This is a genomic window from Microbacterium elymi (genome assembly GCF_021582895.2).
GTDB classification, from domain to species: Bacteria; Actinomycetota; Actinomycetes; order Actinomycetales; family Microbacteriaceae; genus Microbacterium; species Microbacterium humicola.
In genome coordinates, this window is the sequence record NZ_CP091139.2 from 578,971 (window position 1) to 601,839 (window position 22,869).

The 22,869-nt window shown below is 71.8% G+C and carries 16 protein-coding genes and 8 pseudogenes; 11 read left to right on the forward strand and 13 right to left on the reverse strand.

Annotated elements, in window-relative coordinates:
• Window positions 1–2: 2 nt before the first annotated feature.
• Together L2X98_RS03240 and L2X98_RS03245 are read right to left on the reverse strand one after the other, a co-directional pair.
• Window positions 3–1,241 (reverse strand): DUF2029 domain-containing protein, encoded by a 1,239-nt coding sequence (locus L2X98_RS03240; protein WP_259612300.1) that lies wholly within the window; start codon window positions 1,239–1,241, stop codon window positions 3–5.
• A gap of 26 nt (window positions 1,242–1,267) precedes the next feature.
• Window positions 1,268–2,179 carry an ADP-dependent NAD(P)H-hydrate dehydratase gene (locus tag L2X98_RS03245; RefSeq protein ID WP_259612301.1) on the reverse strand — a complete coding sequence of 304 codons (912 nt, stop codon included), beginning with the start codon at window positions 2,177–2,179 and terminating at the stop codon, window positions 1,268–1,270.
• A 46-nt stretch (window positions 2,180–2,225) separates the two neighbouring features.
• Between L2X98_RS03245 and L2X98_RS03250 the strand changes: the two are divergent.
• Window positions 2,226–3,297: pseudogene (locus L2X98_RS03250) on the forward strand (NADH:flavin oxidoreductase/NADH oxidase).
• 51 nt (window positions 3,298–3,348) lie between these two features.
• Here L2X98_RS03250 and L2X98_RS03255 read toward each other — a convergent pair.
• The 3 genes and pseudogenes from L2X98_RS03255 to L2X98_RS03265 form a co-directional block, all read right to left on the reverse strand.
• Entirely contained in the window at window positions 3,349–4,419 is a 1,071-nt protein-coding gene (locus L2X98_RS03255) for a hemolysin family protein (RefSeq protein ID WP_259612302.1), read from the reverse strand.
• Window positions 4,416–5,737: pseudogene (locus L2X98_RS03260) on the reverse strand (hemolysin family protein). Before L2X98_RS03260 ends, L2X98_RS03255 begins: the two are co-directional and overlap by 4 nt.
• Window positions 5,738–5,978: 241 nt before the next feature.
• Window positions 5,979–6,896 carry a hypothetical protein gene (locus tag L2X98_RS03265; RefSeq protein ID WP_259612303.1) on the reverse strand — a complete coding sequence of 306 codons (918 nt, stop codon included), beginning with the start codon at window positions 6,894–6,896 and terminating at the stop codon, window positions 5,979–5,981.
• Between the two features lie 58 nt (window positions 6,897–6,954).
• Between L2X98_RS03265 and L2X98_RS03270 the strand changes: the two genes are divergently transcribed.
• The gene (locus tag L2X98_RS03270; RefSeq protein WP_259612304.1) at window positions 6,955–7,209 is read left to right on the forward strand and encodes a hypothetical protein; all 255 of its coding nucleotides are present in this window, start codon (window positions 6,955–6,957) and stop codon (window positions 7,207–7,209) included.
• A 326-nt stretch (window positions 7,210–7,535) separates the two neighbouring features.
• Here L2X98_RS03270 and guaB1 read toward each other — a convergent pair whose 3' ends face one another.
• Window positions 7,536–8,993: a GMP reductase gene (guaB1, locus tag L2X98_RS03275; RefSeq protein ID WP_259612305.1), complete on the reverse strand. Its 1,458-nt coding sequence runs from the start codon at window positions 8,991–8,993 to the stop codon at window positions 7,536–7,538.
• 178 nt (window positions 8,994–9,171) lie between these two features.
• Between guaB1 and L2X98_RS03280 the strand changes: the two are divergent.
• Window positions 9,172–12,885: pseudogene (locus L2X98_RS03280) on the forward strand (multifunctional oxoglutarate decarboxylase/oxoglutarate dehydrogenase thiamine pyrophosphate-binding subunit/dihydrolipoyllysine-residue succinyltransferase subunit).
• A 6-nt stretch (window positions 12,886–12,891) separates the two neighbouring features.
• On the opposite strand, the gene L2X98_RS03285 reads toward L2X98_RS03280, so the two are convergent.
• Genes L2X98_RS03285 through L2X98_RS03300 form a run of 4 tightly spaced genes read right to left on the reverse strand, consistent with a single transcriptional unit; the run spans window position 12,892 to window position 15,039 of the window.
• A complete protein-coding gene (locus L2X98_RS03285; protein WP_259613171.1) occupies window positions 12,892–13,179 on the reverse strand; it encodes a hypothetical protein in 288 nt (95 codons plus the stop codon).
• A complete protein-coding gene (locus tag L2X98_RS03290) occupies window positions 13,143–13,913 on the reverse strand; it encodes an FAD-dependent oxidoreductase (RefSeq protein WP_354002901.1) in 771 nt (256 codons plus the stop codon). The genes L2X98_RS03285 and L2X98_RS03290 overlap by 37 nt, the downstream gene beginning before the upstream one ends.
• A complete protein-coding gene (locus L2X98_RS03295) occupies window positions 13,799–14,446 on the reverse strand; it encodes an FAD-dependent oxidoreductase (protein ID WP_354002902.1) in 648 nt (215 codons plus the stop codon). The genes L2X98_RS03290 and L2X98_RS03295 overlap by 115 nt, the downstream gene beginning before the upstream one ends.
• Complete coding sequence (locus tag L2X98_RS03300) at window positions 14,443–15,039, reverse strand: TetR/AcrR family transcriptional regulator (RefSeq protein ID WP_259612306.1); 597 nt, start codon at window positions 15,037–15,039, stop codon at window positions 14,443–14,445. Before L2X98_RS03300 ends, L2X98_RS03295 begins: the two co-directional genes overlap by 4 nt.
• Before the next feature lie 356 nt (window positions 15,040–15,395).
• Between L2X98_RS03300 and L2X98_RS03305 the strand changes: the two genes are divergently transcribed.
• From L2X98_RS03305 to L2X98_RS03320, 4 genes and pseudogenes are all read left to right on the forward strand, one after another.
• The gene (locus L2X98_RS03305; protein ID WP_259612307.1) at window positions 15,396–15,929 is read left to right on the forward strand and encodes an FAD-binding oxidoreductase; all 534 of its coding nucleotides are present in this window, start codon (window positions 15,396–15,398) and stop codon (window positions 15,927–15,929) included.
• On the forward strand, window positions 15,824–16,717 hold the full coding sequence (locus L2X98_RS03310) for an FAD-binding oxidoreductase (protein WP_259612308.1): 894 nt from the start codon (window positions 15,824–15,826) through the stop codon (window positions 16,715–16,717). Before L2X98_RS03305 ends, L2X98_RS03310 begins: the two co-directional genes overlap by 106 nt.
• Window positions 16,714–17,073, forward strand: a pseudogene (locus L2X98_RS03315) (diacylglycerol/lipid kinase family protein); the annotation flags it as partial. The gene L2X98_RS03310 and the pseudogene L2X98_RS03315, both read left to right, overlap by 4 nt.
• A gap of 97 nt (window positions 17,074–17,170) precedes the next feature.
• A complete protein-coding gene (locus L2X98_RS03320; protein ID WP_259613173.1) occupies window positions 17,171–17,524 on the forward strand; it encodes a hypothetical protein in 354 nt (117 codons plus the stop codon).
• Between the two features lie 128 nt (window positions 17,525–17,652).
• Here L2X98_RS03320 and L2X98_RS03325 read toward each other — a convergent pair.
• A pseudogene (locus L2X98_RS03325) lies at window positions 17,653–17,895 on the reverse strand (zf-HC2 domain-containing protein).
• Complete coding sequence (locus L2X98_RS03330; RefSeq protein WP_259613174.1) at window positions 17,892–18,482, reverse strand: sigma-70 family RNA polymerase sigma factor; 591 nt, start codon at window positions 18,480–18,482, stop codon at window positions 17,892–17,894. Before L2X98_RS03330 ends, L2X98_RS03325 begins: the two are co-directional and overlap by 4 nt.
• 96 nt (window positions 18,483–18,578) lie before the next feature.
• On the opposite strand from L2X98_RS03330, the pseudogene aroA reads away from it, so the two are divergent.
• From aroA to bcp, 3 pseudogenes are all read left to right on the forward strand, one after another.
• Window positions 18,579–19,938, forward strand: a pseudogene (gene aroA / locus L2X98_RS03335) (3-phosphoshikimate 1-carboxyvinyltransferase).
• A 13-nt stretch (window positions 19,939–19,951) separates the two neighbouring features.
• Window positions 19,952–21,000: pseudogene (rsgA, locus tag L2X98_RS03340) on the forward strand (ribosome small subunit-dependent GTPase A).
• Between the two features lie 438 nt (window positions 21,001–21,438).
• Window positions 21,439–21,907, forward strand: a pseudogene (gene bcp / locus L2X98_RS03345) (thioredoxin-dependent thiol peroxidase).
• Window positions 21,908–21,935: 28 nt separating this feature from the next.
• Here the strand turns inward: bcp and L2X98_RS03350 are convergent.
• The gene (locus tag L2X98_RS03350) at window positions 21,936–22,100 is read right to left on the reverse strand and encodes a hypothetical protein (protein WP_259612309.1); all 165 of its coding nucleotides are present in this window, start codon (window positions 22,098–22,100) and stop codon (window positions 21,936–21,938) included.
• A 490-nt stretch (window positions 22,101–22,590) separates the two neighbouring features.
• On the opposite strand from L2X98_RS03350, the gene L2X98_RS03355 reads away from it, so the two are divergent.
• Window positions 22,591–22,839 carry a WhiB family transcriptional regulator gene (locus L2X98_RS03355; RefSeq protein ID WP_039397845.1) on the forward strand — a complete coding sequence of 83 codons (249 nt, stop codon included), beginning with the start codon at window positions 22,591–22,593 and terminating at the stop codon, window positions 22,837–22,839.
• The last annotated feature ends 30 nt before the right edge of the window (window positions 22,840–22,869 follow it).

The window sequence follows — 22,869 nt, forward strand, 5'->3', positions numbered from 1 at the left end:
CGCTACCGCGCCGCGGTCGGGCGCACACCCTGGTGCACGCGCGTCCGTGCCGTCCGCGGACGCACCGGCACCCGCGCCAGCCGCACCACGGTCCACACGAACAGGACCAGGACCAGGGCGTTCCGGGCGGTCAGCAGCGCCGCCGGCAACGGCTGCGCGGCCAGCAGCCCGCCGTAGGTCAGCGGGTAGACCGCCTGGGTGAGCACCGCGATCGCCAGGGCCAGGGCGGCCGGTGCCCGCCAGTACCGACGGCGGATGGCCAACCCGACCACGAGCGGCACCGCGATCCAGGTGAGGTACTGGGGCGAGCCGACCTTGTTGAACAGGATGAACGCCGTCACCAGGCCCAGCGCCAGGGTCGGGAAGAGGGCGACGAAGGATGCTCCGCGCCACGCCTGCACGGCGCCCAGTGCCGCGACCACCACGATGGCGAGCAGGCGCAGCGGGGTCATCAGCGCGATCACGACATCGACATTCGGACCGGTCACCTGGAACGTCAGCATGTCGGGGTCGTAGTAGATGAAGGAGCCGTCGATCCCGGCCACGGCCCGCCACAGGTAGACGGTGCTCACCGGCGCCTCCAGCTGCAACCCGCGACCGGTCTGGTCGCCGATGAACCCGAACGCGTAGCGCGCCCCGCCGGCGGCGATCACCGTGACCAGGGTGAGCGCGCTGACCACCACGGCTCCCCCGATCACCGCCGCGCGACGCCGCACCGCGATGACCGCGGCCGCCAGCAGCGCCGCCGGCCACACCTTGATCCAGGTGGCGACCGCCAGCAGCACCGAGCCCAGCCAGGGCCGGCCGACCAGCCACAGGCATCCGGCGATCGCCAGCGGCACCGTGATCGCGTCGATGCGGTACAGCCCGACCGGACCGAGCAGCAGGATGGACGCGAGCCAGAACGCCGCCGCCGCGGTGCGCCCTCGGGAGTGTCCCTTGCCCAGCAGCATCCCGAACGCGAGCGCGTTGCAGAGCGTCACCAGGATCACCCAGCCGACGACGTAGCCGAAGATCCAGCCGAACCCGTGCGCGAGCACCATGGGCACCAGTGCCAGCTGCGGGTACACCCACGGCTCGGTGATCCCGACGATTCCGCTGCCGGCGAGCGCCTTCAGCGACCACGGCTCATAGACCAGGTAGACGTCGCCCATCGGCTGGTTCGGCAGCACGAAGCCGAGGACCGCGACCAGCAGATGCACGAGGACGAACGCGATCCACATCCCCGCCCGCCTCGACACCCTGACATCCTAAGCGGGCGCGGCGATCATCCCCCTGACCGGGCCGGGGCGGATGTCGGGGCCGAATGCGATGCCAGCAGCGCCGCGATCACCGGCGGGACCGCATCGGCGACATCCAGTGCCGTCAGCGGACCGGGCGCGTCGCCCCCGCGGCGCCGCGCGGCGCGGAGCCCCGCCTGCCCGTGCACCCACGCGGCCGTCGCGGCCAGCGCGCCGAGGGCCTCGGCATCCAGTCCCGCGCCGTCCGCCTGAGCCTGCGCCTGCGCGGACGCGACGAGCGCACCGAGCACGCCGGCCAGCACGTCGCCGGTGCCGGCGGTGGCCAGCCAGGGCGTGGCCGCGTCGACCCGGGCCGTCCAGCCCGACGGGGTGGCCACGATCGTCACCGAGCCCTTCAGCAGCACGGTCGCGCCGAGGGTCGCGGCGGTCTGACGAGCGGATGCTGCACGCCCGGCATCGTCGTCCGGCTGGTCGCCGGGCAGCCCGAGCCGGGCCCGCAGGGCCGCGTGCTCGCGCGCGTGCGGGGTGAGCACGCACGGCGCACCGGCCTGGTCCACCAGGTCCAGGGCGCCGGCGTCCACGACCACCGGCACGGCGCCGGCCAGTACGTGCCGCAGCGCCGCGGTCTGCTGCGGCGGACGAGATGCGGCATCCGTCCCGGACCCGACCACCCAGGCCTGCACCCGGCCATCCGCCGTCACGGTTTCGGGCCGCCGGGCCAGCACCAGTTCGGTGGGCCGGAGGTCGCCGAGGTAGCGGACCATGCCGGTCCCGGTGCGCCAGGCCGCCTCGACGCCGAGCACCGCCGCGCCGGGGTACCGGTCCGATCCGGTGCGGATTCCGACCACTCCCCGGGAATACTTGTCATCGGCGGCGGTTGGGCCCGTCAGGGCACCGGCCGCATCGGCAGCCGTCCACGACACCGCCGCCTCGACCATGTCGCCACCCTATCCCGCACCGCCCATCCCGCACGGAGTCCCGCGAATGAGCATCCTCTTCACTCCCCTGACCATCCGCGACGTGACCGTGCGCAACCGGCTGTGGGTCTCGCCGATGTGCCAGTACAGCGCCGTGGACGGGATGCCGCAGGAGTGGCATCACACCCACCTCGCGCAGTTCGCCTCCGGCGGGGCGGGCCTGGTCATGGCCGAGGCCACCGCCGTCGTGCCCGAGGGACGGATCTCACCCGACGACACCGGGCTGTGGAACGACGCGCAGCGGGATGCCTGGGCGCCGATCGTGGCCGCGCTGCACGCCCGCGGTGCGGTGGCCGGGGTGCAGCTGGCCCACGCCGGGCGCAAGGCGTCCACGTGGGCGCCGTTCGCGCCGCAGTCCGGCTCGGTGCCGGTCGTGAACGGCGGATGGCCCACCGTCGCCCCGTCGCCGGTGGCGTTCGAGGGGCTGGCCGCGCCGACCGCGCTGGATCAGGCCGGGATCGACCGGGTGGTCGACGGCTTCGCCGCCGCGGCGGTGCGGGCACGCCAGGCGGGATTCGACCTGGTCGAGCTGCACGGCGCGCACGGCTACCTGCTGCACCAGTTCCTCTCGCCGCTGTCCAACCGTCGCGACGATGACTACGGCGGAGATCTGCGCGGCCGCGCGCGGCTGCTGCCGGATCGTGGATGCCGTGGGCCGGGCGGTGCCGGAGCTGCCGATCCTGGTGCGGCTGTCGGCGACGGACTGGGCCGACGGCGGCTGGGATCTCGCCCAGACCACGACGGTCGCGCGCTGGGCGGCCGAGCACGGGGCCGACCTGTTCGACATCTCCAGCGGCGGCCTGGTCGCGCACCAGCGCATCACGACCGGACCCGGCTATCAGGTCGGATTCGCGGCGCACGTGCGCCGTGAGGCGGGCGTGCCGGTCAGTGCGGTGGGGCTGATCGAGGACGCCGCCCATGCCGAGCAGATCGTGGCGGACGGCTCGGCGGACGCGGTGATGGCCGCGCGGGAGTGGTCGCGCGACCCGCACTTCGCCCTGCGGGCCAGCACCGAGCTGGGCGAGACGATCGACTACTGGCCGGCGCAGTACCTGCGGGCGCGGCCGCGGCCGGCCTGAGGGCCGGGCGCATCGCCGGGGCGGCTGCGCCGGGCCTGAGGGCCGGGCCGGTCAGCGCCCGTTGCCGCGATGACTGCGGCGCGTGGCATCCTGCACCTCGCCGATCAGCTCCTCGATCACGTCCTCGAGGAACAGGACGCCGACGGTGTTCCCTTCCGCGTCCCGCACCTGGGCGAGATGCCGGCCGGCGCGCCGCATGAGGGCGAGGGCGTCCTCCAGGTCGGTGGTGGCCAGCAGCGGCACCATGTGGTGGATGCGTTTGGCCGGAATCGGACGGTCCACGTCGGCGGGGGCATCCGGATTCTCCGCAGCGGCCAGCACGTCCTTCAGGTGCACGTACCCGACCGGCTCGCCCGTCTCGTCCACGATCACGTAGCGCGAGAAGCCGTGCTGGGCGACGGCGCGCTCGATCGCGGCCGGGGTCGTGGTGCGCGGCAGCGTGACCAGGTCCGGAAGCGGGACTGCCGTGTCGGCGGCCTTCTTGTCGGTGAACTCGACGACCGCGGCGACCGTGCCGGAGGCATCCTCCAGCACACCCTCGATCCGCGACCGGTTCACGATGGTGGCCACCTCGTCCAGCGTGAAGGTCGACGCCGCCTCGTCCTTCGGCTCGACCCGGAACAGGCGCACGACCGCGTTGGCCATCCAGTTCAGCACGACGATCACCGGGTGGAACACCTTCGAGACCCAGACCAGCGGCGTCGCCAGCAGGAGCACCGCCCGGTCGGGCAGCGAGAACGCCAGGTTCTTCGGCACCATCTCGCCGAACACGACGTGCAGGTACGACACCAGCACCAGGGTGATCACGAACGCGATGACGTCGACGGTCGCCTCGGCCGCCCCGGTCAGTCCCAGCGGCGCCGCCAGCAGGTGGTGGATCGCCGGCTCGGACACGTTCAGGATCAGCAGCGAGCAGATCGTGATGCCCAGCTGGGTGGTCGCCAGCATCAGGGTGGCGTGCTCCATCGCGAACAGCGCCGTCTTGGCCGCACGCGACCCGGCCTCGGCGAGCGGCTCGATCTGCGAGCGGCGCGCGGTGATGACGGCGAACTCCGCGCCGACGAAGAACGCGTTGAACAGCAGCAGGATCACCAGCCATGCGATTCCGGCCCAGTCGCTCATCGGCGCTCACCGTCCTCGGACTCGGCGGGGTGCGGAGCCGGGGTGAACGTGACCCGTTCGATGCGCCGGCCGTCCATCCGGGCGACGCTCAGCGTGCCGTCCTCGATCTCGACCTCGTCCCCGGGCCGGGGCACCCGCTCGAGCACGCTCATGATGTAACCGCCGACGGTGTCGTACACGTCGCCGACGGGCACGCGCACCCCGGCGCGGTCCTCGAGCTCGTCGGGGCGCCAGTCCGCGGGGAACGTGACGGTCTCTCCGCCGCGCACGATCTCGGCACGACGGCGGTCATGCTCGTCCAGCACCTCGCCGACGATCTCCTCGACGAGATCCTCGAGGGTGACGATCCCGGCGGTCCCGCCGTACTCGTCCATCACGATCGCCAGCTGGTATCCGCGCGAGCGCAGCTCGGCCAGCAGGCTGTCCAGGTGCACCGCCTCGGGCACGCGCAGCGGCTCCGACGCGAGCGCGGCGGCCGGGACATCCCCCGACGTTCGGCGGGCACGCTGACGGCGGCCTTCAGGTGCACGATGCCGACGATGTCGTCCATCGACTCGTCGTACACCGGGAAGCGGCTGTGCCCGGTGCGACGCGCGAGCTGGATGACCTCGTCGGCGGAGTCGTCCGCGGCCAGCGCATGCATGCTGGGCCGGGGGGTCATCACGTCCGCCGCGGTCAGCCGCGAGAAGGTGAGGCTGCGATCCAGCAGGGATGCCGTGTCCTGCTCGAGCACGCCGGCGCTGGCCGAGCGGCGGACCAGGCTGGACAGCTCGGACGCGGTGCGGGCGCCGGACAGCTCCTCCTTGGGCTCGACGCCCATCGCGCGCAGCACCCCGTTGGCCGAGCCGTTGAGCGCGGCCACGGCCGGCCGGAACACGGCGGTGAATGCGACCTGGAACGGCAGCACCAGCTTGGCGGTCTGCCGGGGCAGGGCCAGGGCGAAGTTCTTCGGGACCAGCTCGCCCAGGATCATCGACAGGATCGTGGCGATCGCGACGCCGATGATCGCGGCGATCGGCCCGGAGGCGGCGACCGGCACACCCCACGCGGCGAACACCGGACGCAGCAGGTTCGAGATCGCCGGCTCCATCATGTAACCGGTCAGCAGCGTGGTCAGCGTGATGCCCAGCTGGGCGCTGGACAGATGCGTCGAGGTCTTCTTCAGCGCGCCGATCGTGATCTGCAGCCGGGTCTCGCCGCGATCCTGACGCGCCTCGAGGTCGGCCCGGTCCAGATTCACGAGGGCGAACTCGCTGGCCACGAACAGGCCGGTCCCGATTGTCAACAGGAGCCCCACGCCCAGCATGACGTAGTCCATCACGCGTCACCCCCGTTCGCAGGGGCAGGTTCGTGGGGCGTGGGTCTGCGACTCGGCGGGTCGTCCATCGTGCGGAACAGTCTACGACAGCCGCCGGCCGGCGCTTGCGCGGGGCGGTGTGGGGGCCGTGGGGGCTGCGGCCGGGCGGGAGCTGCGCCGCGCGGGGGCCGTGTGCGCCGCGCGACCACTCGCGCTCCCCACCCGCGCTCACCACCAGCGCTTGCGACTCGCGCTACCGAAATCAGCATCCGCGCCCGAAAGAAACCCCCGCGCAAGCGGAAAACGACAGCGCGACCCGGAGAGGCGCGGCCAGAACACCCGCGCAAACAGAAAACGACAGCGCGAACAGAAAACGACCGCGCGAACAGAAACAACCGCCCAAGCAGAAAACGATCGCGCCGGGGCGGCGGCGCCTCCTCCCAGACGGTCGAATCCGAAAGCAACCGTGCTCCCTTCCCCAGATCGCCTCGCTCAGCCTCGGACGTCCCCGCCGATGCGGCACAGTCGAGACATGACCGTTCGCACCGCCGCCGACCTGCTGATCGTCCGCCGCCGAGACCGCCCCCTGGAACTCATCGATGACACGGCCCTGCGACGCGCGATCGAGTCCCGTCAATGGATCCGGATCACGGCCGGCGCGTATGCCAGGACCGACGACTGGAACGGCCTGAAGCCGATCGAGCAGCATGCCGCCCGCGTCCACGAGGTGGTGCGTCGGCTCGTCAAGCCCGCCGCTGTCTCGCATCTCGCCGCGGCCGCGGTGCATGGCATCGACGTCCTCGGCATGTGGCCGCGCCGAGTGGATGTCACGACCCGGCGCACCACGGGAGGCCGCTCCGGCGGGGCGGTGCGGCGACACGCGCTCGGCCTGGACGACGTCGAACGCACGCCGTTCGGCGCACACGAGATCACCAGCGCAGCCCAGACCGCGCTCGATCTCGCCCGGTACCTTCCGTTCATCCGCGCGGTCAGCGCCGTGGATCAGGCGATCTGGCTCAACCGACCCGGCGGACCGCTGACCACCATCGCGGAGATTCTCGCCCTGCTCGACCGCAGCGAACCCCGTCGCGGCGACGCGCGAGCCCGGCGCGTCATCGAGTTCGCCAACCCGCTGGCCGCGAACGTCCGCGAATCGCAGAGCCGCGTCGTCATCGCGCAAGCTCGGATTCCCGACGCCACGGCTGCAGGAGCGGCGAACGCTGCCGAGCGGTCGCCTCGTGTTCGGCGACTTCTACTTCCCCGACGCCGATCACTGGGGCGAAGTCGACGGGCGAGGAAAGTACTTGAGCCCCGAGTTCGGAGTGGATCGGAATCCCGCCGCGATCGTGATCGACGAGAAGAACCGCGAGAACGAGATCCGCCGCGAGGTGCGCGGCTTCTCCCGCTGGGAGGCGAAGGATGCCGACGACCCGCGACGACTGTGGGACATCCTGACCGGCGACGGCCTGCCCTGCGCCAAGCCGCGCCCGTAGTCGTCGACGGTCCGGCTCTCGAACGCCCCGGCGGCGAGCGCTCGCGCTACCGAAATCAGCATCCGCGCCCGAAAGAAACGACAGCGCAAGCAGAAAACGACAGCGCGACCCGGACGCCGCCGCCAAGACGACAGCGTAAGCGGGAAACGACAGCGCGGACGCCGGAGTGAAGCGCCCCGCGAGGTCCGACCGACTCGCGCTACCGAAATCAGCATCCGCGCCCGAAAGAAACGACAGCGCAAGCAGAAAACGACAGCGCGACCCGGACGCCGCCGCCAAGACGACAGCGTAAGCGGGAAACGACAGCGCGGACGCCGGGATCCCGCCTACCAGCTGACCGGCAGAGCCTTGCCCTCGTCGTACCCGGCGGCGGACTGCAGGCCGACGCGGGCGCGGTCCTGGAACTCCGCGACACTGCGGGCGCCCGCGTAGGTGAACGACGACCGGACGCCGGCGGTGATCATGTCGATCAGGTCCTCCACGCCCGGGCGCAGCGGGTCCAGATAGATGCGCGACGACGAGATGCCCTCGGCGAACAGCTCCTTGCGCGCCAGCTCGTACGCGTCCAGCCGGCCGAACCGCTCGTGCACGGCCTTGGTCGAGGCCATCCCCCACGACTCCTTGTACACGCGGCCGTCGAGGTCGGCCAGCAGCTCGCCGGGCGCCTCCACAGTGCCGGCGAACCACGAGCCGATCATGACGGATGCCGCGCCCGCCGCGAGCGCGAGCGCCACGTCGCGCGGGTAGCGCACGCCGCCGTCCGCCCACACGTGGGCGCCCATCAGGTGCGCCGCCTGCGCGGTCTCCAGCACCGCCGAGAACTGGGGACGGCCGACCGCCGTCATCATCCGCGTCGTGCACATCGCACCCGGACCGACGCCCACCTTGACGATCGACGCTCCGGACACGACGAGGTCGTGCACCCCCTCGGCGGTCACGACATTGCCCGCGACCAGCGGCAGGTCCAGCCCGAGATCGGCGACCGTCCGCAGCGCCTGCAGCATGCCGTCCTGGTGTCCGTGCGCGGTGTCGACCACCAGGGCGTCCACCCCGGCCGCCGCAAGCGCCTGCGCCTTGGCCGCCACGTCGCCGTTGATGCCGATCGCCGCCGCGACGATGAGTCGGCCGTCGGCGTCCACGCCCGGTCGATACACCGTGCTGCGAAGCGCGCTGCGACGCGACAGCGTGCCGACCAGCATGCCGTGACGCAGCACGCAGACGGTCTCGGCCGCGCTGTCCACGATCAGGTCGAACGCATGCCGGGCATCGGTCACGTCGTCGGCGTCGATCGCGGTGGGTCGCGCGTGCACGAGATCGCCGAGCCGTGCGTCCGGCAGGGCCGTGCCCAGCCGCCCCGCCGAGACCACGCCGTGCACGTCGTCGATCGTCATCTGCTCGCTGGGGGCATCCGAGACGACGATGCCGTAGCCCTCCAGCGGCGGCAGGATGCGGGCCGCGGCCGAGACCGTCGTGTGCGAGGGCAGCACGATCGGCGTGTCCCACGGCACCGGCTGGGCCTTCACCCAGCGGATCGCGGCATCCAGCTCCTGCAGCGGCATGTCCTGCGGGAGCACGCCGAGCCCGCCCCGTCGGGCCAGCGTGGCAGCCAGCCGGGCGCCGGTGACGGAGTTCATGTTGGCCGACACGAGCGGAATCGTCGCCCCGGTCCCGTCGCCCGGTGACAGGTCCACGTCGAGCCGCGAGCGCACGTCCGAGTGGCGCGGCACCAGGAACACGTCGGAATACGTCAGATCGACCGCGGGCTGCTCGCCGTAGAACTCCATGACGTCAAGGGTAACGATTCCTTCCGGAGCGGAAAGTGATGCCGAATCGTGCCTTCGACGCGCGCCGCGCGCCAAGCCTGTGCCCAGGTGTCTGGACTAGGCTTGACCGTTATGCGGCAGGGCCCTCGGAGGGCCTCGTATGACCCACATTCTCAGCGAGGAAAGCAGGCGAACGGACGTGTCGAGCCAGGTCAGCGGCGTCGGGACTTCAAGCGAAGGAGAGTTCGGGGCCAATGAATGGCTCGTGGACGAACTCTACGAGCAGTTCACGAAGGACAGGAACTCGGTCGACAAGGCGTGGTGGCCGATTCTCGAGGCCTACCACCCCGTCGACACCAGCGCACCGAGCGGCACCGACGACACGGCCACCACGGCCCCCGCGGTGACCAGCCCGTCCGCCGACGCCCACCCGGTCACGGCGCCCGTGCCCGTGATCGGCGCCAAGCCGGTGGCGCGCACCACCGCCAAGCCCGCCGCGCCCCAGCCGGTGCCGGCCCAGGCCCCGAAGGTGAAGCCCACCAACGGCGAGGCCGAGCATGAGGCCGACGAGGATGTCGTGACCCCGCTTGCGCGGGATGTCCAAGACGCTCGCGGCCAACATGGACCAGTCGCTGACCGTCCCGACCGCGACCAGCGTCCGCACGATCCCGGCCAAGCTCATGATCGACAACCGGATCGTGATCAACAACCACATGGCGCGCACCCGCGGCGGCAAGGTGAGCTTCACCCACCTGATCGGCTGGGCGCTGATCCAGACGCTCAAGGAGTTCCCGAGCCAGAACGTGTTCTACGCCGAGGTCGAGGGCAAGCCCTCGGTCGTCGCGCCCGTGCACGTGAACCTCGGCATCGCGATCGACCTGCCCAAGCCCGACGGCACCCGTGCGCTGCTCGTGCCGAGCATCAAGCGCGCCGAGACCCTGACGTTCAACGAGTTCCTCGCCTCGTACGAGGATCTGATCAAGCGCGCCCGGGCGAACAAGCTCACGGCCGCCGACTTCGCCGGCACCACGGTGTCGCTGACCAATCCGGGCGGAATCGGCACCGTGCACTCCGTGCCGCGGCTGATGAAGAGCCAGGGCTGCATCATCGGCGCCGGCGCCCTCGAGTATCCGGCGGAGTTCCAGGGCTCCAGCGCGAAGACCCTGAACGAACTGGGCATCGGCAAGACGATCACGCTGACCAGCACCTACGACCACCGCGTCATCCAGGGTGCCGGCTCGGGCGAGTTCCTGAAGAAGGTGCACGAGCTGCTGGCCGGCGAGCGCGGCTTCTACGACGACATCTTCGCGGCGCTGCGGATCCCCTACGCGCCGATCCGGTGGGCGCAGGACATCAAGGTCGACGTCGCCGAGCGCGTGGACAAGACGGCGCGCGTCCAGGAGCTGATCAACTCGTACCGGGTCCGCGGACACCTGATGGCCGACACCGATCCCCTGCAGTACGTGCAGCGGACGCACCCGGACCTGGAGATCGAGACCCACGGGCTGACGTTCTGGGATCTCGACCGCGAATTCGTGACCGGCGGCTTCGGCGGCAAGCGGCAGATGAAGCTGCGCGACATCCTCGGTGTCCTGCGCGACTCGTACTGCCGCACCATCGGCATCGAGTACATGCACATCCAGGACCCGACCCAGCGCAAGTGGTTCCAGGACAACATGGAGGTCAAGTACCAGAAGCCCGGCCACGACGAGCAGGCTGCGCATCCTCGGCAAGCTGAACCAGGCCGAGGCATTCGAGACGTTCCTGCAGACCAAGTACGTGGGCCAGAAGCGGTTCAGCCTGGAGGGCGGCGAATCGCTGATCCCCCTGCTCGATCAGATCCTGCAGGGTGCGGCCACGACCGGCATGGACGGCGCCGCCATCGGCATGGCCCACCGCGGCCGGCTGAACGTGCTCAGCAACATCGCCGGCAAGACGTACGGCCAGGTGTTCCGCGAGTTCGAGGGGTCGGTAGCGGTCGGCAACAAGAGCGGCTCGGGCGACGTGAAGTACCACCTGGGCATGGACGGCACGTTCGTGGCCGACGGCGGCGAGCAGCTGCCCATCCACCTGGCCGCCAACCCGTCCCACCTGGAGACGGTGGACGGCGTGGTCGAGGGGATCGTGCGGGCCAAGCAGGACCGCAAGCCGATGGGCTCGTTCACCTACCTGCCGATCATCGTGCACGGCGACGCCGCGTTCGCCGGCCAGGGCGTGGTGGTCGAGACGCTGCAGATGTCGCAGCTGCGCGGCTACCGCACCGGCGGCACCATCCACGTGGTGGTCAACAACCAGGTCGGCTTCACCACGCTGCCCAACGACGGCTTCACCTCGGTGTATGCCACGGATGTCGCCAAGACGATCCAGGCGCCCATCCTGCACGTGAACGGCGACGACCCCGAGGCCGTGGTGCACGTGGCCGAGGTCGCGTTCCGCTACCGCCAGCAGTTCCACCGCGACATCGTCGTGGACATCGTCTGCTACCGCCGCCGCGGGCACAACGAGGGCGACGATCCGTCGATGACGCAGCCGCTGATGACCAACCTGATCGAGGCGAAGCGCTCCGTGCGCCGGCTGTACACCGAGTCGCTGGTCGGTCGCGGCGACATCACCGAGGACGAGTACGAGACCGCGAAGAAGGACTTCCAGGACCGCCTCGAGATCGCCTTCGCCGAGACGCATGCGGCCGAGACCGGGACCTCGCCGGTCGTGCATCAGGATGCCTCGGTCACGGCGGCGTTCACGGGTGAGCCCGAGACGACCGGTGTCACCCGCGAGGTGATCGAGTCCATCGGCGACGCGTTCGTGAACAAGCCCGAGGGCTTCACCGTGCATCCCAAGCTCGACAAGCTGCTGGACAAGCGGCGCGAGATGACCCGCAGCGGGGGCATCGACTGGGGCTGGGGCGAGCTGCTCGCGTTCGGATCGCTGCTGCTGGAGGGCACCGCCGTCCGGCTGGCCGGCCAGGACTCCCAGCGCGGCACGTTCGTGCAGCGGCACTCGGTGCTGCACGACCGCCAGAACGGGCAGGAGTGGATCCCGCTGACGAACCTGTCGGCGAACCAGGGGCGCTTCTGGGTGTACAACTCGCTGCTCAGCGAATACGCGGCGATGGCGTTCGAGTACGGCTACTCGGTCGAGCGGCCGGACGCCCTGGTGCTGTGGGAGGCGCAGTTCGGCGACTTCGGCAACGGCGCCCAGTCCGTGGTCGACGAGTTCATCTCGTCTGCCGAGCAGAAGTGGGGCCAGCAGTCGGGCGTCGTGCTGCCGCTGCCGCACGGGTACGAGGGTCAGGGACCCGACCACTCGTCGGCCCGGATCGAGCGGTACCTGCAGCTGTGCGCGCAGAGCAACATGACCGTCGCCCGGCCTTCGACCCCGGCATCCTATTTCCACCTGCTTGCGCCGGCACGCGTACGCGCTGCCGCGTCGTCCGCTCGTGGTCTTCACGCCGAAGGCGATGCTGCGTCTGCGCGGGGCGACCAGTCAGGTCGAGGACTTCCTCAGCGGGAAGTTCGAGCCGGTGCTGGACGACGACCGCGGTGCGGACAAGGCCGGGGTCAAGCGCGTGCTGCTGCACGCCGGCAAGATCCACTGGGATCTGCGCGCCGAGCTGGAGAAGAACCCGAACCCCGAGATCGCGCTGGTCCGTCTGGAGCAGTACTACCCGGCCCCGATCGACGAGCTGAACACCGTGCTCGCGCAGTACCCGGACGCCGAGCTGGTATGGGTGCAGGACGAGCCGGAGAACCAGGGCGCGTGGCCGTTCATCGCCCTCGAGATCGCCGAACACCTGGGCGGGCGCCCGGTGCGCCGCATCTCGCGGGCGGCGGCGGCGTCGCCGGCCACGGGTTCGCCGAAGGTGCACGCGGCCGAGGCCGCCGCCATCCTCGAGCAGGCGCTCACGCTGTAGCCCAGGTCAGGCAGGCGTCACGCCCGCGCGGTCGAAGGCGGATGCCGCGGCCGACGCGGACGCGTCGCGGTCGGCCGCCACCAGCCCGAGCCGGGTGCGCCGATCCAGCAGGTCGTCGACGGTGAGCGCGCCTTCCACCGCGACGCCCCAGACCAGCTCCTGCGCGGTGACGCCGCGGGCGGCGTCCGGCCCGGCCGCCAGCCCGGCGGCGAACGGCGCCTCGGCACCGTAGCGGCGCACGAACCGCGCGGGCGCGGTCAGCTCGCCGATCCGAGCGCGCGGCCACGCCCCCACCAGCGGCAGCCGCGCCGTGCGGCACGGCCGGTCGTCGGGATCCTGTGCGAACCGGCGGCGCAGCGCGGCATCCACCCCGTCCTGCGCCATCCGGCGATAGGTCGTGAGCTTGCCGCCGACCACCGACAGCACGCCGTCCGCCGACTCGACCACCGCGTGCCGACGCGACAGATCGCTGGTCTGCTCGCCCCGGGCCCGTCGGTCAGCAGCGGCCGGAGGCCGGCGAAGGTGCCGATCACGTCGGTGCGGGTCAGCGGCCGCGCCAGCACGCCGTTGATCGTGGCCAGCAGCATGTCGATCTCGGCATCCGTCGCCGCAGGCACGTCCGGGATCGGACCGGGCGCCGGGACGTCGGTCAACCCGATGTAGGCACGGCCGTGCGGGGCGGGCACGGTGAACACGAAGCGGCTGGACGAGCCGGGCACCGGGGCGGTCAACGAGACGTCAGAGCCGCCCAGCCGCGCGGTCTCGACGATCAGATGCGTACCGCGGCTGGGCATCAGGTGCACGTCGGGGTCGATGCCGCCCGCCCACACGCCGACGGCCGAGACCACCGCCCGTGCCCGCACGACCAGTTCGTCGCCGCTGAGCTCGTCACGCAGCACGGCGCCGTCGCCGGTCACCCGCTGCGCGCGCGTGCGGGTGAGGACGGATGCCCCGTACCCGGCCGCGGTGCGTGCGACGGCCACCACCAGGCGGGCGTCGTCGAACAGCTGCCCGTCCCAGCCGAGCACCCCGCCGTGCAGCCCTCCTGCCGCACGGCGGGCGCGCGCCGCACGAGCTCGGCCGGACCGATCAGGGCCGGGGCGTGCAGCACGCGGCCGGGGGTGCCCGCCACGCGCCGCAGTCCGTCCCCCAGGCCGTACCCGAGTCCGATATATGCCCCGCGGGCGATATACCCGGATCCGTGCAGCGGCGTCAGCTGTGCGAGCGGACGGGTCAGGTGCGGCGCGATGCGCGTCATCAGCAGGTGGCGCTCCGCGGCGCTCTCGTAGGCGATGCCGAACTGGCCTGTCGCCAGGTAGCGCAGGCCGCCGTGCACGAGCTTGGAGCTGAACCGGCTGGTGCCGTACGCGAGGTCGTGCGCCTCCACGAGCACGGTGCGCAGGCCGCGGGATGCCGCATCCAGCGCGATGCCGGCGCCGGTGATGCCGCCGCCGATCACCAGCACGTCGACCTGCGGACGGTCGCCGAGGACGGCCAGCTCGCGTCGGCGCCGGGCGGCGTTCAGCGCCGTCGGCTGTGGGAACCGCCCGAGGATCGTCATCCCGCCCGCCCCGTCCCGGCCCGTCCCAGATCGCCGTGCCCGAGGTAGCCGCCCAGCGCGTCAGCGAGCTCGCGGCGCCAGGCCGCGGCATCCACCCACTCGGCCACCAGCGGTGCCGACACCACGGCGGACTGGGTGATCAGCAGCACCATCGCCGCCTGTGCGGCGGCGTCCCCTGCCCGCACGAATCCGGCCCGCTGCCCGGACTCCAGCCGCCCGCGCACCTCGGCGTGGATCTGCCGCTGGCTGGTGCCGAGCCTCTCGAACGTGTACCGGGCCAGCAGCTCGGGGTCGCTCTCGCGCAGCCGCGCCAGCAGCGGCATCCGGCGGATGCGGTCGGCGGTGTCCACCAGCATCCCGACCAGGTGCTCCAGATCGGCCGGCGCTCCCGGCGGCGGCAGAACGGCCACCAGCTCGCGCGTGATCAGAGCGGCCAGGAGTGCGGGCACGTCCGGCCAGTACCGGTAGAGGGTCTGACGCGAGACCGCGGCCCGACGGGCGATGTCCGACGCCGTGGTGCGCCGGATGCCGTGCGCCCGCACTTCGTGCAGTGCGGCCTCGAGGATGACCGTCTGGGTATCGGCGTCGACCATGTGACAAATATACGTTCTATGTCATACTGTCGCCATGCCCTCGGATGAGGCGACGACGCCTGCCCCGCTCGCCGTTCCCGACCCGCAGCCGCCCCTGAGGTGGGACGCGTGGGGCGACGGGACGCACGAGACCGCTCTTCCGCCCGGCGCGCGTACCATCGCCCGCGCCCTGCTGCGCGGGAGCCCGCATCCGGTTCCCCGCGGCGATCCGCCGGTGCTGCCGGCTTCGCGGCTGGGCGCCGACGACCTCGCGGCGCTGCGGACCGCCGCCGACATCACGGTCGACGACGAGCCGCGCGTGCGGCATCTGGGCGGCAAGAGCAGTCCCGATCTGCCTGCGCCGCCGGCTCGGGATCGTGCAGGCCGCACCCGATGCGGTGGCCCGCCCGCGCTCGCACGACGAGGTGGCGGCGCTGCTGGCCGTGTGCGATGCCCGCCGCATCGCCGTCGTGCCGTTCGGCGGCGGGACCTCGGTGGTGGGCGGAGTCGAGCCGGACGGCGGGACGGATGCCGCGACCGGCCGCCGACGCCCGGTGGTCGCCGTCGACCTCGCCCGCACCGCCGCCCTGCTCGTGCTGGACGAGATGTCGCTGCTGGCCACGTTCGGCGCCGGCACCACCGGCCCGCAGGCCGAGCAGCTCCTCGCCGCGCATGGGCTCACCCTCGGGCACTTCCCGCAGAGCTTCGAATTCGCCTCGCTCGGCGGGTATGCCTGCGACCCGCTCCAGCGGGCAGGCCTCGCGCGGGTACGGCCGGTTCGACGACCTGGTGCACCGGCTTGCGGGTGGCCGCCCCGGCCGGCGAGCTCGACCTCGGGCGCGCCCCGCGCAGCGCCGCCGGGCCCGATCTGCGCGAGCTGCTGCTGGGCTCGGAGGGCGCGTTCGGCGTGATCACCGAGGTCACCGTCCAGGTGCGGCCGCGCCCGGCGGCGACCGGCTACGGGGCCTGGACCTTCCCGGATTTCGCCTCCGGCGCCGAGGCGATCCGCGCGCTCACCCAGCGCGGCATCCGTCCCACCGTCATCCGGCTCTCTGATGCGGCCGAGACGCGGGTGAACGCCACCCTCGGCGGGCATCTCACCCGCCTGCGCGGCTGCCTGGCCGTGGCCACGTTCGAGGCCGAGACCGAGACGGATGCCGCAGCCGCCCGTCTGCGCACGGCCGAGATCTGCGCGGCGCACGGGGGACGCGACCGCGGCGACGATCCGGCTCACTCCTGGGAGCGCGGGCGGTTCTCCTCCCCCGGGCTGCGGGACGCGCTGATGGACATCGGCGTGCTCGCCGAGACGCTCGAGACCGCCACCACCTGGGCCGGCCTGCCGACACTCAAGGACGCGGTCACGACGGCATTGGACGCCGCACTGTCCCGGCCGATCGTGATGTGCCACATCTCGCACGTCTACCCGGCCGGCGCGTCGCTGTACTTCACGGTCGTGGCCGCGCTCGGGCCGGATCCGCTGGGCCAGTGGCAGCGGGCCAAGGATGCGGCATCCCGCGCCATCGAGGACGCCGGCGGCACCATCACCCATCACCACGCCGTGGGGCGCGATCACCGCCCCTACCTGGTCGACGAGATCGGACCGCTCGGTGTGGACCTGCTGCGCGCCGCCAAGCGCACGCTCGATCCGCACGGGATCATGAATCCCGGCGTGCTGGTGGCCGCGGACGGCGACGCATGACGGTCGCCCTCCTGCTGAACCCGGCCGCCCGGGCCGGCACGGCATCCGATGCGGCGGTGCGCGCCGCGGCACGGCTGCGGGCGCGCGGGGTGGCGGTGTCGATGGTCGCCGGCGGCTCGGCGGCCGAATCGACGGCGCTCCTGCGGATCGCCATCGACGCCGGCGCCGACGCGGTGCTGGTGGCCGGTGGGGACGGCACGGTCGCGCTCGCACTGCCCGAGCTGGCCGGCAGCGGCATCCCGCTGGGGATCCTGCCCATCGGCACCGGCAACGACTTCGCCGGCGCCCTCGGCCTGGCCGAGGGGGACGTGGATGCCGCGGTCGACGCCGTCGTCGCGGGCCGCACGCGCACGATCGATCTCGCCCGGATCACCCGCGCCGACGGGCAGCACGCTGTTCGGCACCGTGCTGGCCAGCGGCCTGGACTCGCGGGTCAACGACCGCGCGAACCGGATGCGATGGCCCCGCGGCTCGTCCCGCTACAACATCGCCCTGCTGATCGAGTTCCTCACGCTGCGCGGACTCCCGTTCGCGCTCGAACTCGAAAAGGCCGACGGCACCGTGACCCGCCTCGACCAGGATCTGGTGCTCGTGGCGATCGGCAACGGGCCGAGCTACGGCGGCGGCATCCCGATCTGCCCGGACGCCGACCTCGCCGACGGCCTGCTCGAGGTGACCGTGGTCCACCCCGCCGGGCGCCTGCATCTGCTGCGCCTGCTGCCGCGGGTCTATCGCGGCACGCACACCGCGCTCGACGAGGTGTCGACGTACCGGGTGCGCAGCATCCGGCTGGACTCCCCGGCGTGACGGCGTACGCCGACGGCGATCCGGTCGGGCCGCTCCCGGTGCGGGTGGATGCCGTCCCCGGCGCGCTGCGGGTGTTCACCACCTGACGGCGCGGGCACGACGTGACGTCGAACCGCCGGAGTGCAGACTCAGTGGGTGGCCTGCACCTCGCGCAGCCGCGACAGCACCTGCTCGCGCAGCTGCTCGGGTGCCGCCTCGGCGCACGAACGCGCCACCACCTCGGTGAGCGTGCGCGAGACGAGCGCCTCGTCGCGGCATCCCGGGCAGGTCTCCAGGTGGTCCCGGATGTCCGTCGCGGCGGTGCCTGCACACCTCGTTGCGGAGGTACTCCTCGAGGTCCTTCCTGGCCTTCTCGAGCCGCAGTCCGTCATTTCTTGCTCCCTGTTGCGGTGATCCCGCGTTCCTGTGCGTATTCGGCGAGCAGTTCACGAAGCAGGCGTCTGCCACGGTGCAGACGGCTCATGACCGTGCCGATCGGGGTCTTCATGATGTCGGCGATTTCCTGGTAGGCGAAGCCCTCGACGTCGGCGAGGTACACCGCCATCCGGAAATCCTCGGGGATCGACTGCAGCGCGTCCTTGACGACGCTGGCCGGCATGTGGTCGATGGCCTCAGCCTCGGCCGAGCGGGTGGTCCGCGCGGTCGTCGACTCCGCCCCGCCCAGCTGCCAGTCCTCGAGCTCGTCGATCGGGCTCTGGTACGGCTCGCGCTGCTTCTTGCGATACGTGTTGATGTAGGTGTTGGTGAGGATGCGGTACAGCCAGGCCTTCAGGTTCGTGCCCTGGGTGAATGTCTTCCAGGAGGCGAACGCCTTGACGAACGTCTCCTGCACCAGGTCGGCGGCATCCGCCGGATTGCGCGTCATGCGCATGGCCGCCGCATACAGCGGGTCCATGAAGGGGAGGGCCTGCTCCTCGAACTGGGTGCGCGCGTCTGAGGCGGCCTGTGACTGGTCCATCGCGGGCAAGTCTACGTGTGCGATCTCCGGCGCGATAGCGCGCTCCAGGGTGGCGATCATCCGGCTCCTCTCGGGGGTTCGTTAGGGTAGAACCCGATGACCGACCTCCGGTATTCCCCCGACACGTCCGGGCCCGCGCCGACCCCGGACGCGCCCTGGTGCGCGCCGCAGGCCCCCGGCCCGCTGGATGCCACCGTCAGTATCCCCGGCTCCAAGTCGCTGACCAATCGCGAGCTGGTGCTTTCCGCCCTGGCGGACGGCCCGAGCCGGCTGCGGGCACCGCTGCACTCGGATGACTCGGCCCGCATGATCGAGGCGCTGCGCGCCCTCGGCGTGGACATCGTCGCCGAACCCGGCGACGGCGAGTTCGGCGACGACCTGGTGATCACCCCGGTCACGCCGTTCCGCGGCACCGGCACGCTGGACTGCGGTCAGGCCGGCACCGTGATGCGCTTCGTCGCGCCGCTGGCGGGACTCGTGGCCGGCGACATCGAACTCACCGCCGATGCCAGTGCGCTGCACCGGCCGATGGGCGCGATGATCAAGGCGCTGCGCGATCTGGGCGTGGACATCGACGACGGCGGGCACTGGGCGCTGCCGTTCACGGTCCGCGGGCGCGGGCAGATCCGCGGCGGCGAGGTGACGATCGACGCGAGCGCATCCAGCCAGTTCGTCTCGGGCCTGCTGCTGGCGGCCACCCGGTTCGACGTCGGACTGCACCTCGTGCACGAGGGTGCCCGACTGCCCAGCATCCCCCACATCGACATGACCATCGAGGCCCTGGGCCGACGCGGCGTGCTGGTGGAGCGGCCCAGCCCCACCGAGTGGGTCGTCCCCGCCGGATCGATCCGGGGCAAGGACCTCCACGTCGAGCCCGACCTGTCCAATGCCGCGCCGTTCCTCGCGGCGGCCATGGCCGTCGGCGGACGTGTGTCGGTGTCGGGGTGGCCCGCGCATTCGACGCAAGCCGGGGGCCATGCTCCCCGACATCCTCTCGCTCATGGGAGCGCGCACCCATCGCCGCGGCGGGGCGCTGCATGTCACGGCCGGCGAGCGCATCGCCGGCGTCGTCATCGACCTGTCGGCGGCCGGCGAGCTGGCCCCGACGCTGGTCGGGCTGGCCGCGCTGGCCGATGCGCCGACGACGATCCACGGCATCGGCCACATCCGGCAGCACGAGACCGACCGCCTGGCGGCCCTGGTGACGAACCTGCGGGCGCTCGGCGGCGAGGCCGACGAGCTCGAGGACGGCATCCGCATCGTGCCGCGGCCGCTGCACGGCGGGCTGTGGAAGGCCCACCACGACCACCGGATCGCCACCACCGGCGCCCTGATCGGCCTGGTCGTGCCCGGGGTGGAGGTCGACGACATCGGCACCACCGCCAAGACCATGCCGCAGTTCCCGCAGCTGTGGGCGCGGATGCTGGGCGACGAGTCGGGGGAATCCGCGGCATAGCCGCGCAGGCGCGATGAGCTGGCTCGACGGCGACGACGAGGACGAGGACGACGACGAGGAGTTCGACGAGTCGGATGTCCGCGTCCGCCCGAACCCGAAGGCGAACCGGCCGCGCACCAAGCGCCGGCCCGAGCACGCCGACGCGATCACCGGCCAGGTCTGGGGGGTCGACCGCGGGCGATATCACGTGCTGGTCGAGGAGGACACGCCCACCGAGCACACGGTGCTGGCCAGTCGCGCGCGCGAACTGCGCAAGCAGCCCATCGTGACCGGCGACCGCGTGCGGCTGGTCGGCGACACGTCCGGCGACGAGGGGACGCTCGCGCGCATCGTCCGGATCGAGCCGCGCCGGACGCTCGCCGACGCAACGCCGACGACACCGATCAGGTCGAGCGGATCGTGGTGGCCAACGCCGACCAGATGCTGGTCGTGGTGGCCGCCGCCGACCCGGAGCCGCGCGAGCGGCTCGTCGACCGCTACCTGATCGCGGCGCTGGATGCCGGCATCCGCCCTCTTCTCGTGGTGACCAAGACCGATCTGGCCGACCCGACCGAGTTCCTGCGCCATTTCGAGGGCATCGACCTGACCGTCTTCCGGAGCCGGCGCGACCACATGCCGGCCGACGAGATCGGCGCGGCGCTGGTCGGGCACGCCACCGTGTTCGTCGGGCACTCCGGCGTCGGCAAGTCGACGCTGGTCAACGCCCTCGTGCCGGAGGCCCGGCGTGCGACCGGGCACGTGAACGAGGTCACCGGGCGCGGGCGCCACACCTCGAGCTCGACGGTGTCGCTGCGGTATCGCGGGCCGGCGGGCGCCGGCTGGGTGATCGACACGCCGGGGGTGCGCTCGTTCGGCCTCGGGCACGTGAACCCCGACCACATCCTCGACGCGTTCACCGATCTCGCCGAGGCGGCGAAGGAATGCCCGCGCGGGTGCACGCACCTGCCGGACGCGCCCGATTGCGCCATCATCGAGGCGGTGGAGTCGGGGCGCCTCGGCCCGACGGCCCCCGGCCGGCTCGACTCCCTGCAGCGCCTCCTCGTCACGTTCGCCGATCGCTGACCCCCTCCCCTCACTCCCCCTCCGTTCGCCGAGGTTGTCCTCCGTCCGCCGAGATTGTCCTCCGTTCGCCGAGGTTGTCCTCCGTCCGCCGAGATTGTCCTCCGTTCGCCGAGGTTGTCCTCCGTCCGCCGAGGTTGTCCCGGACCCGGAGCACAACCTCGCGAGACCGAGCACAACCTCGCGAGACCGAGCACAACCTCGCGAGACCGAAGACAACCTCGCGAGACCGAAGACAACCTCGCGAGACCAAGCGCAACCTCGCGAGACCGAGCACAACCTCGCGAGACCGAAGACAACCTCGCGGGACCGAGCACAACCTCGCGAGACCGAAGACAACCTCGCGGGACCGAAGACAACCTCGCGGGACCGAAGACAACCTCGCGGGACCGAAGACAACCTCGGCGGGAGGCGGAGGCGGGGCGGCCGTAGGCTGGGGGTATGGCACAGCTGAATCCCGGAGACCCCGCGCCCGACTTCACCCTCCCCGATCAGGATGGGAACCCGGTGTCGCTGCACGAGCCTGCGCGGGCAGAAGGTCATCGTCTACTTCTACCCCGCGGCGATGACGCCCGGCTGCACCACCGAGGCGTGCGACTTCCGCGACAGCATCGGCTCGCTCGAGGGCGCCGGCTACACCGTGCTCGGCATCTCGCGCGACACCGAGGAGAAGCTGCGCGAGTTCCGCGAGCGCGACGGCCTCACCTTCCCGCTGCTCAGCGACCCCGACCACGCCGTGCACGACGCGTACGGCGCGTGGGGCAAGAAGATGAACTACGGCAAGGAGATCGAAGGCGTCCTGCGCTCGACATTCGTGATGGATGCCGAGGGCACGATCACGCTGGCTCAGTACAACGTGAAGGCCACCGGCCACGTCGCCCGCCTGCGCGCGGCGCTCGGCGTCGACTGAACCGAGCCCACGGCCCCGCGTCGAGCAGTCAGCGGCGCCCGTCCTCGTCGCGCTTGCGATCGATCCCCGCGCGGCGCACCTCGAGGATCAGCGGCACCAGCCCCGCGACACCGACGACGGCCAGCCCGAGCCCGATGAGCGGGTGGGCGTAGGCGCCGGTGACCGCGCCCAGAGCGACGGCCAGGACGAGCAAGCTGCGCGACGATCCCGCCGCTGCGTCCCCAGGAGATGTCGCGCGCGGTGCCGACGGCGAACGCAGCGACGGCGGCCGCGCCGATGACTGTCAGCACGATCAGCGCGATCCCGCTCACGGCCGAGCCGGCATCGCCCGACATCAGCTCCAGCACCTGCCAGCCCGCCACGATCAGCAGGCCGAGCGCCTCCAGCGCCAGGACGATCGTCGCGATCCGCGCCGACGCGTTGGTTCGCATCCTCTGGTCTTCCTTCCGTCCGTGCCGCGGCAGCCCGCGCACTCGGCGAACTGCTAGCTTCCGGCGGGGAAGTCGTCAGAAAAAACCTTGATTCGGCCGCAGGGCTGTGAAAGCATTGTTCACGTTGTGTGCTCCCACAGCGGCGTGGGGCGAGCACCGAGCTCGCACAGCTTCCAGGCTAGCGGAACCCGAATTCGCCCTGGATCGCGACCCGACACGACCAGACATCCCTCAGTCAAGGAGCACCCTGCAATGGATTGGCGCGACAAAGCCGCATGCCTCACCGTCGACCCCGAATTGTTCTTCCCGGTGGGCAACACCGGGCCGGCCGTCGATCAGATCGAGAAGGCCAAGGCGGTGTGCGCCCGTTGCACGGTCACCGAGATCTGCCTGCAGTACGCCCTTGAGACCGGACAGGACTCGGGCGTATGGGGCGGCCTCTCCGAGGACGAGCGCCGCGCCCTGAAGCGCCGCGCGGCCCGCGCGCGCCGCGCGAGCTGACGCCGCCCGCCCGCCGACCCCCGGTCAGCA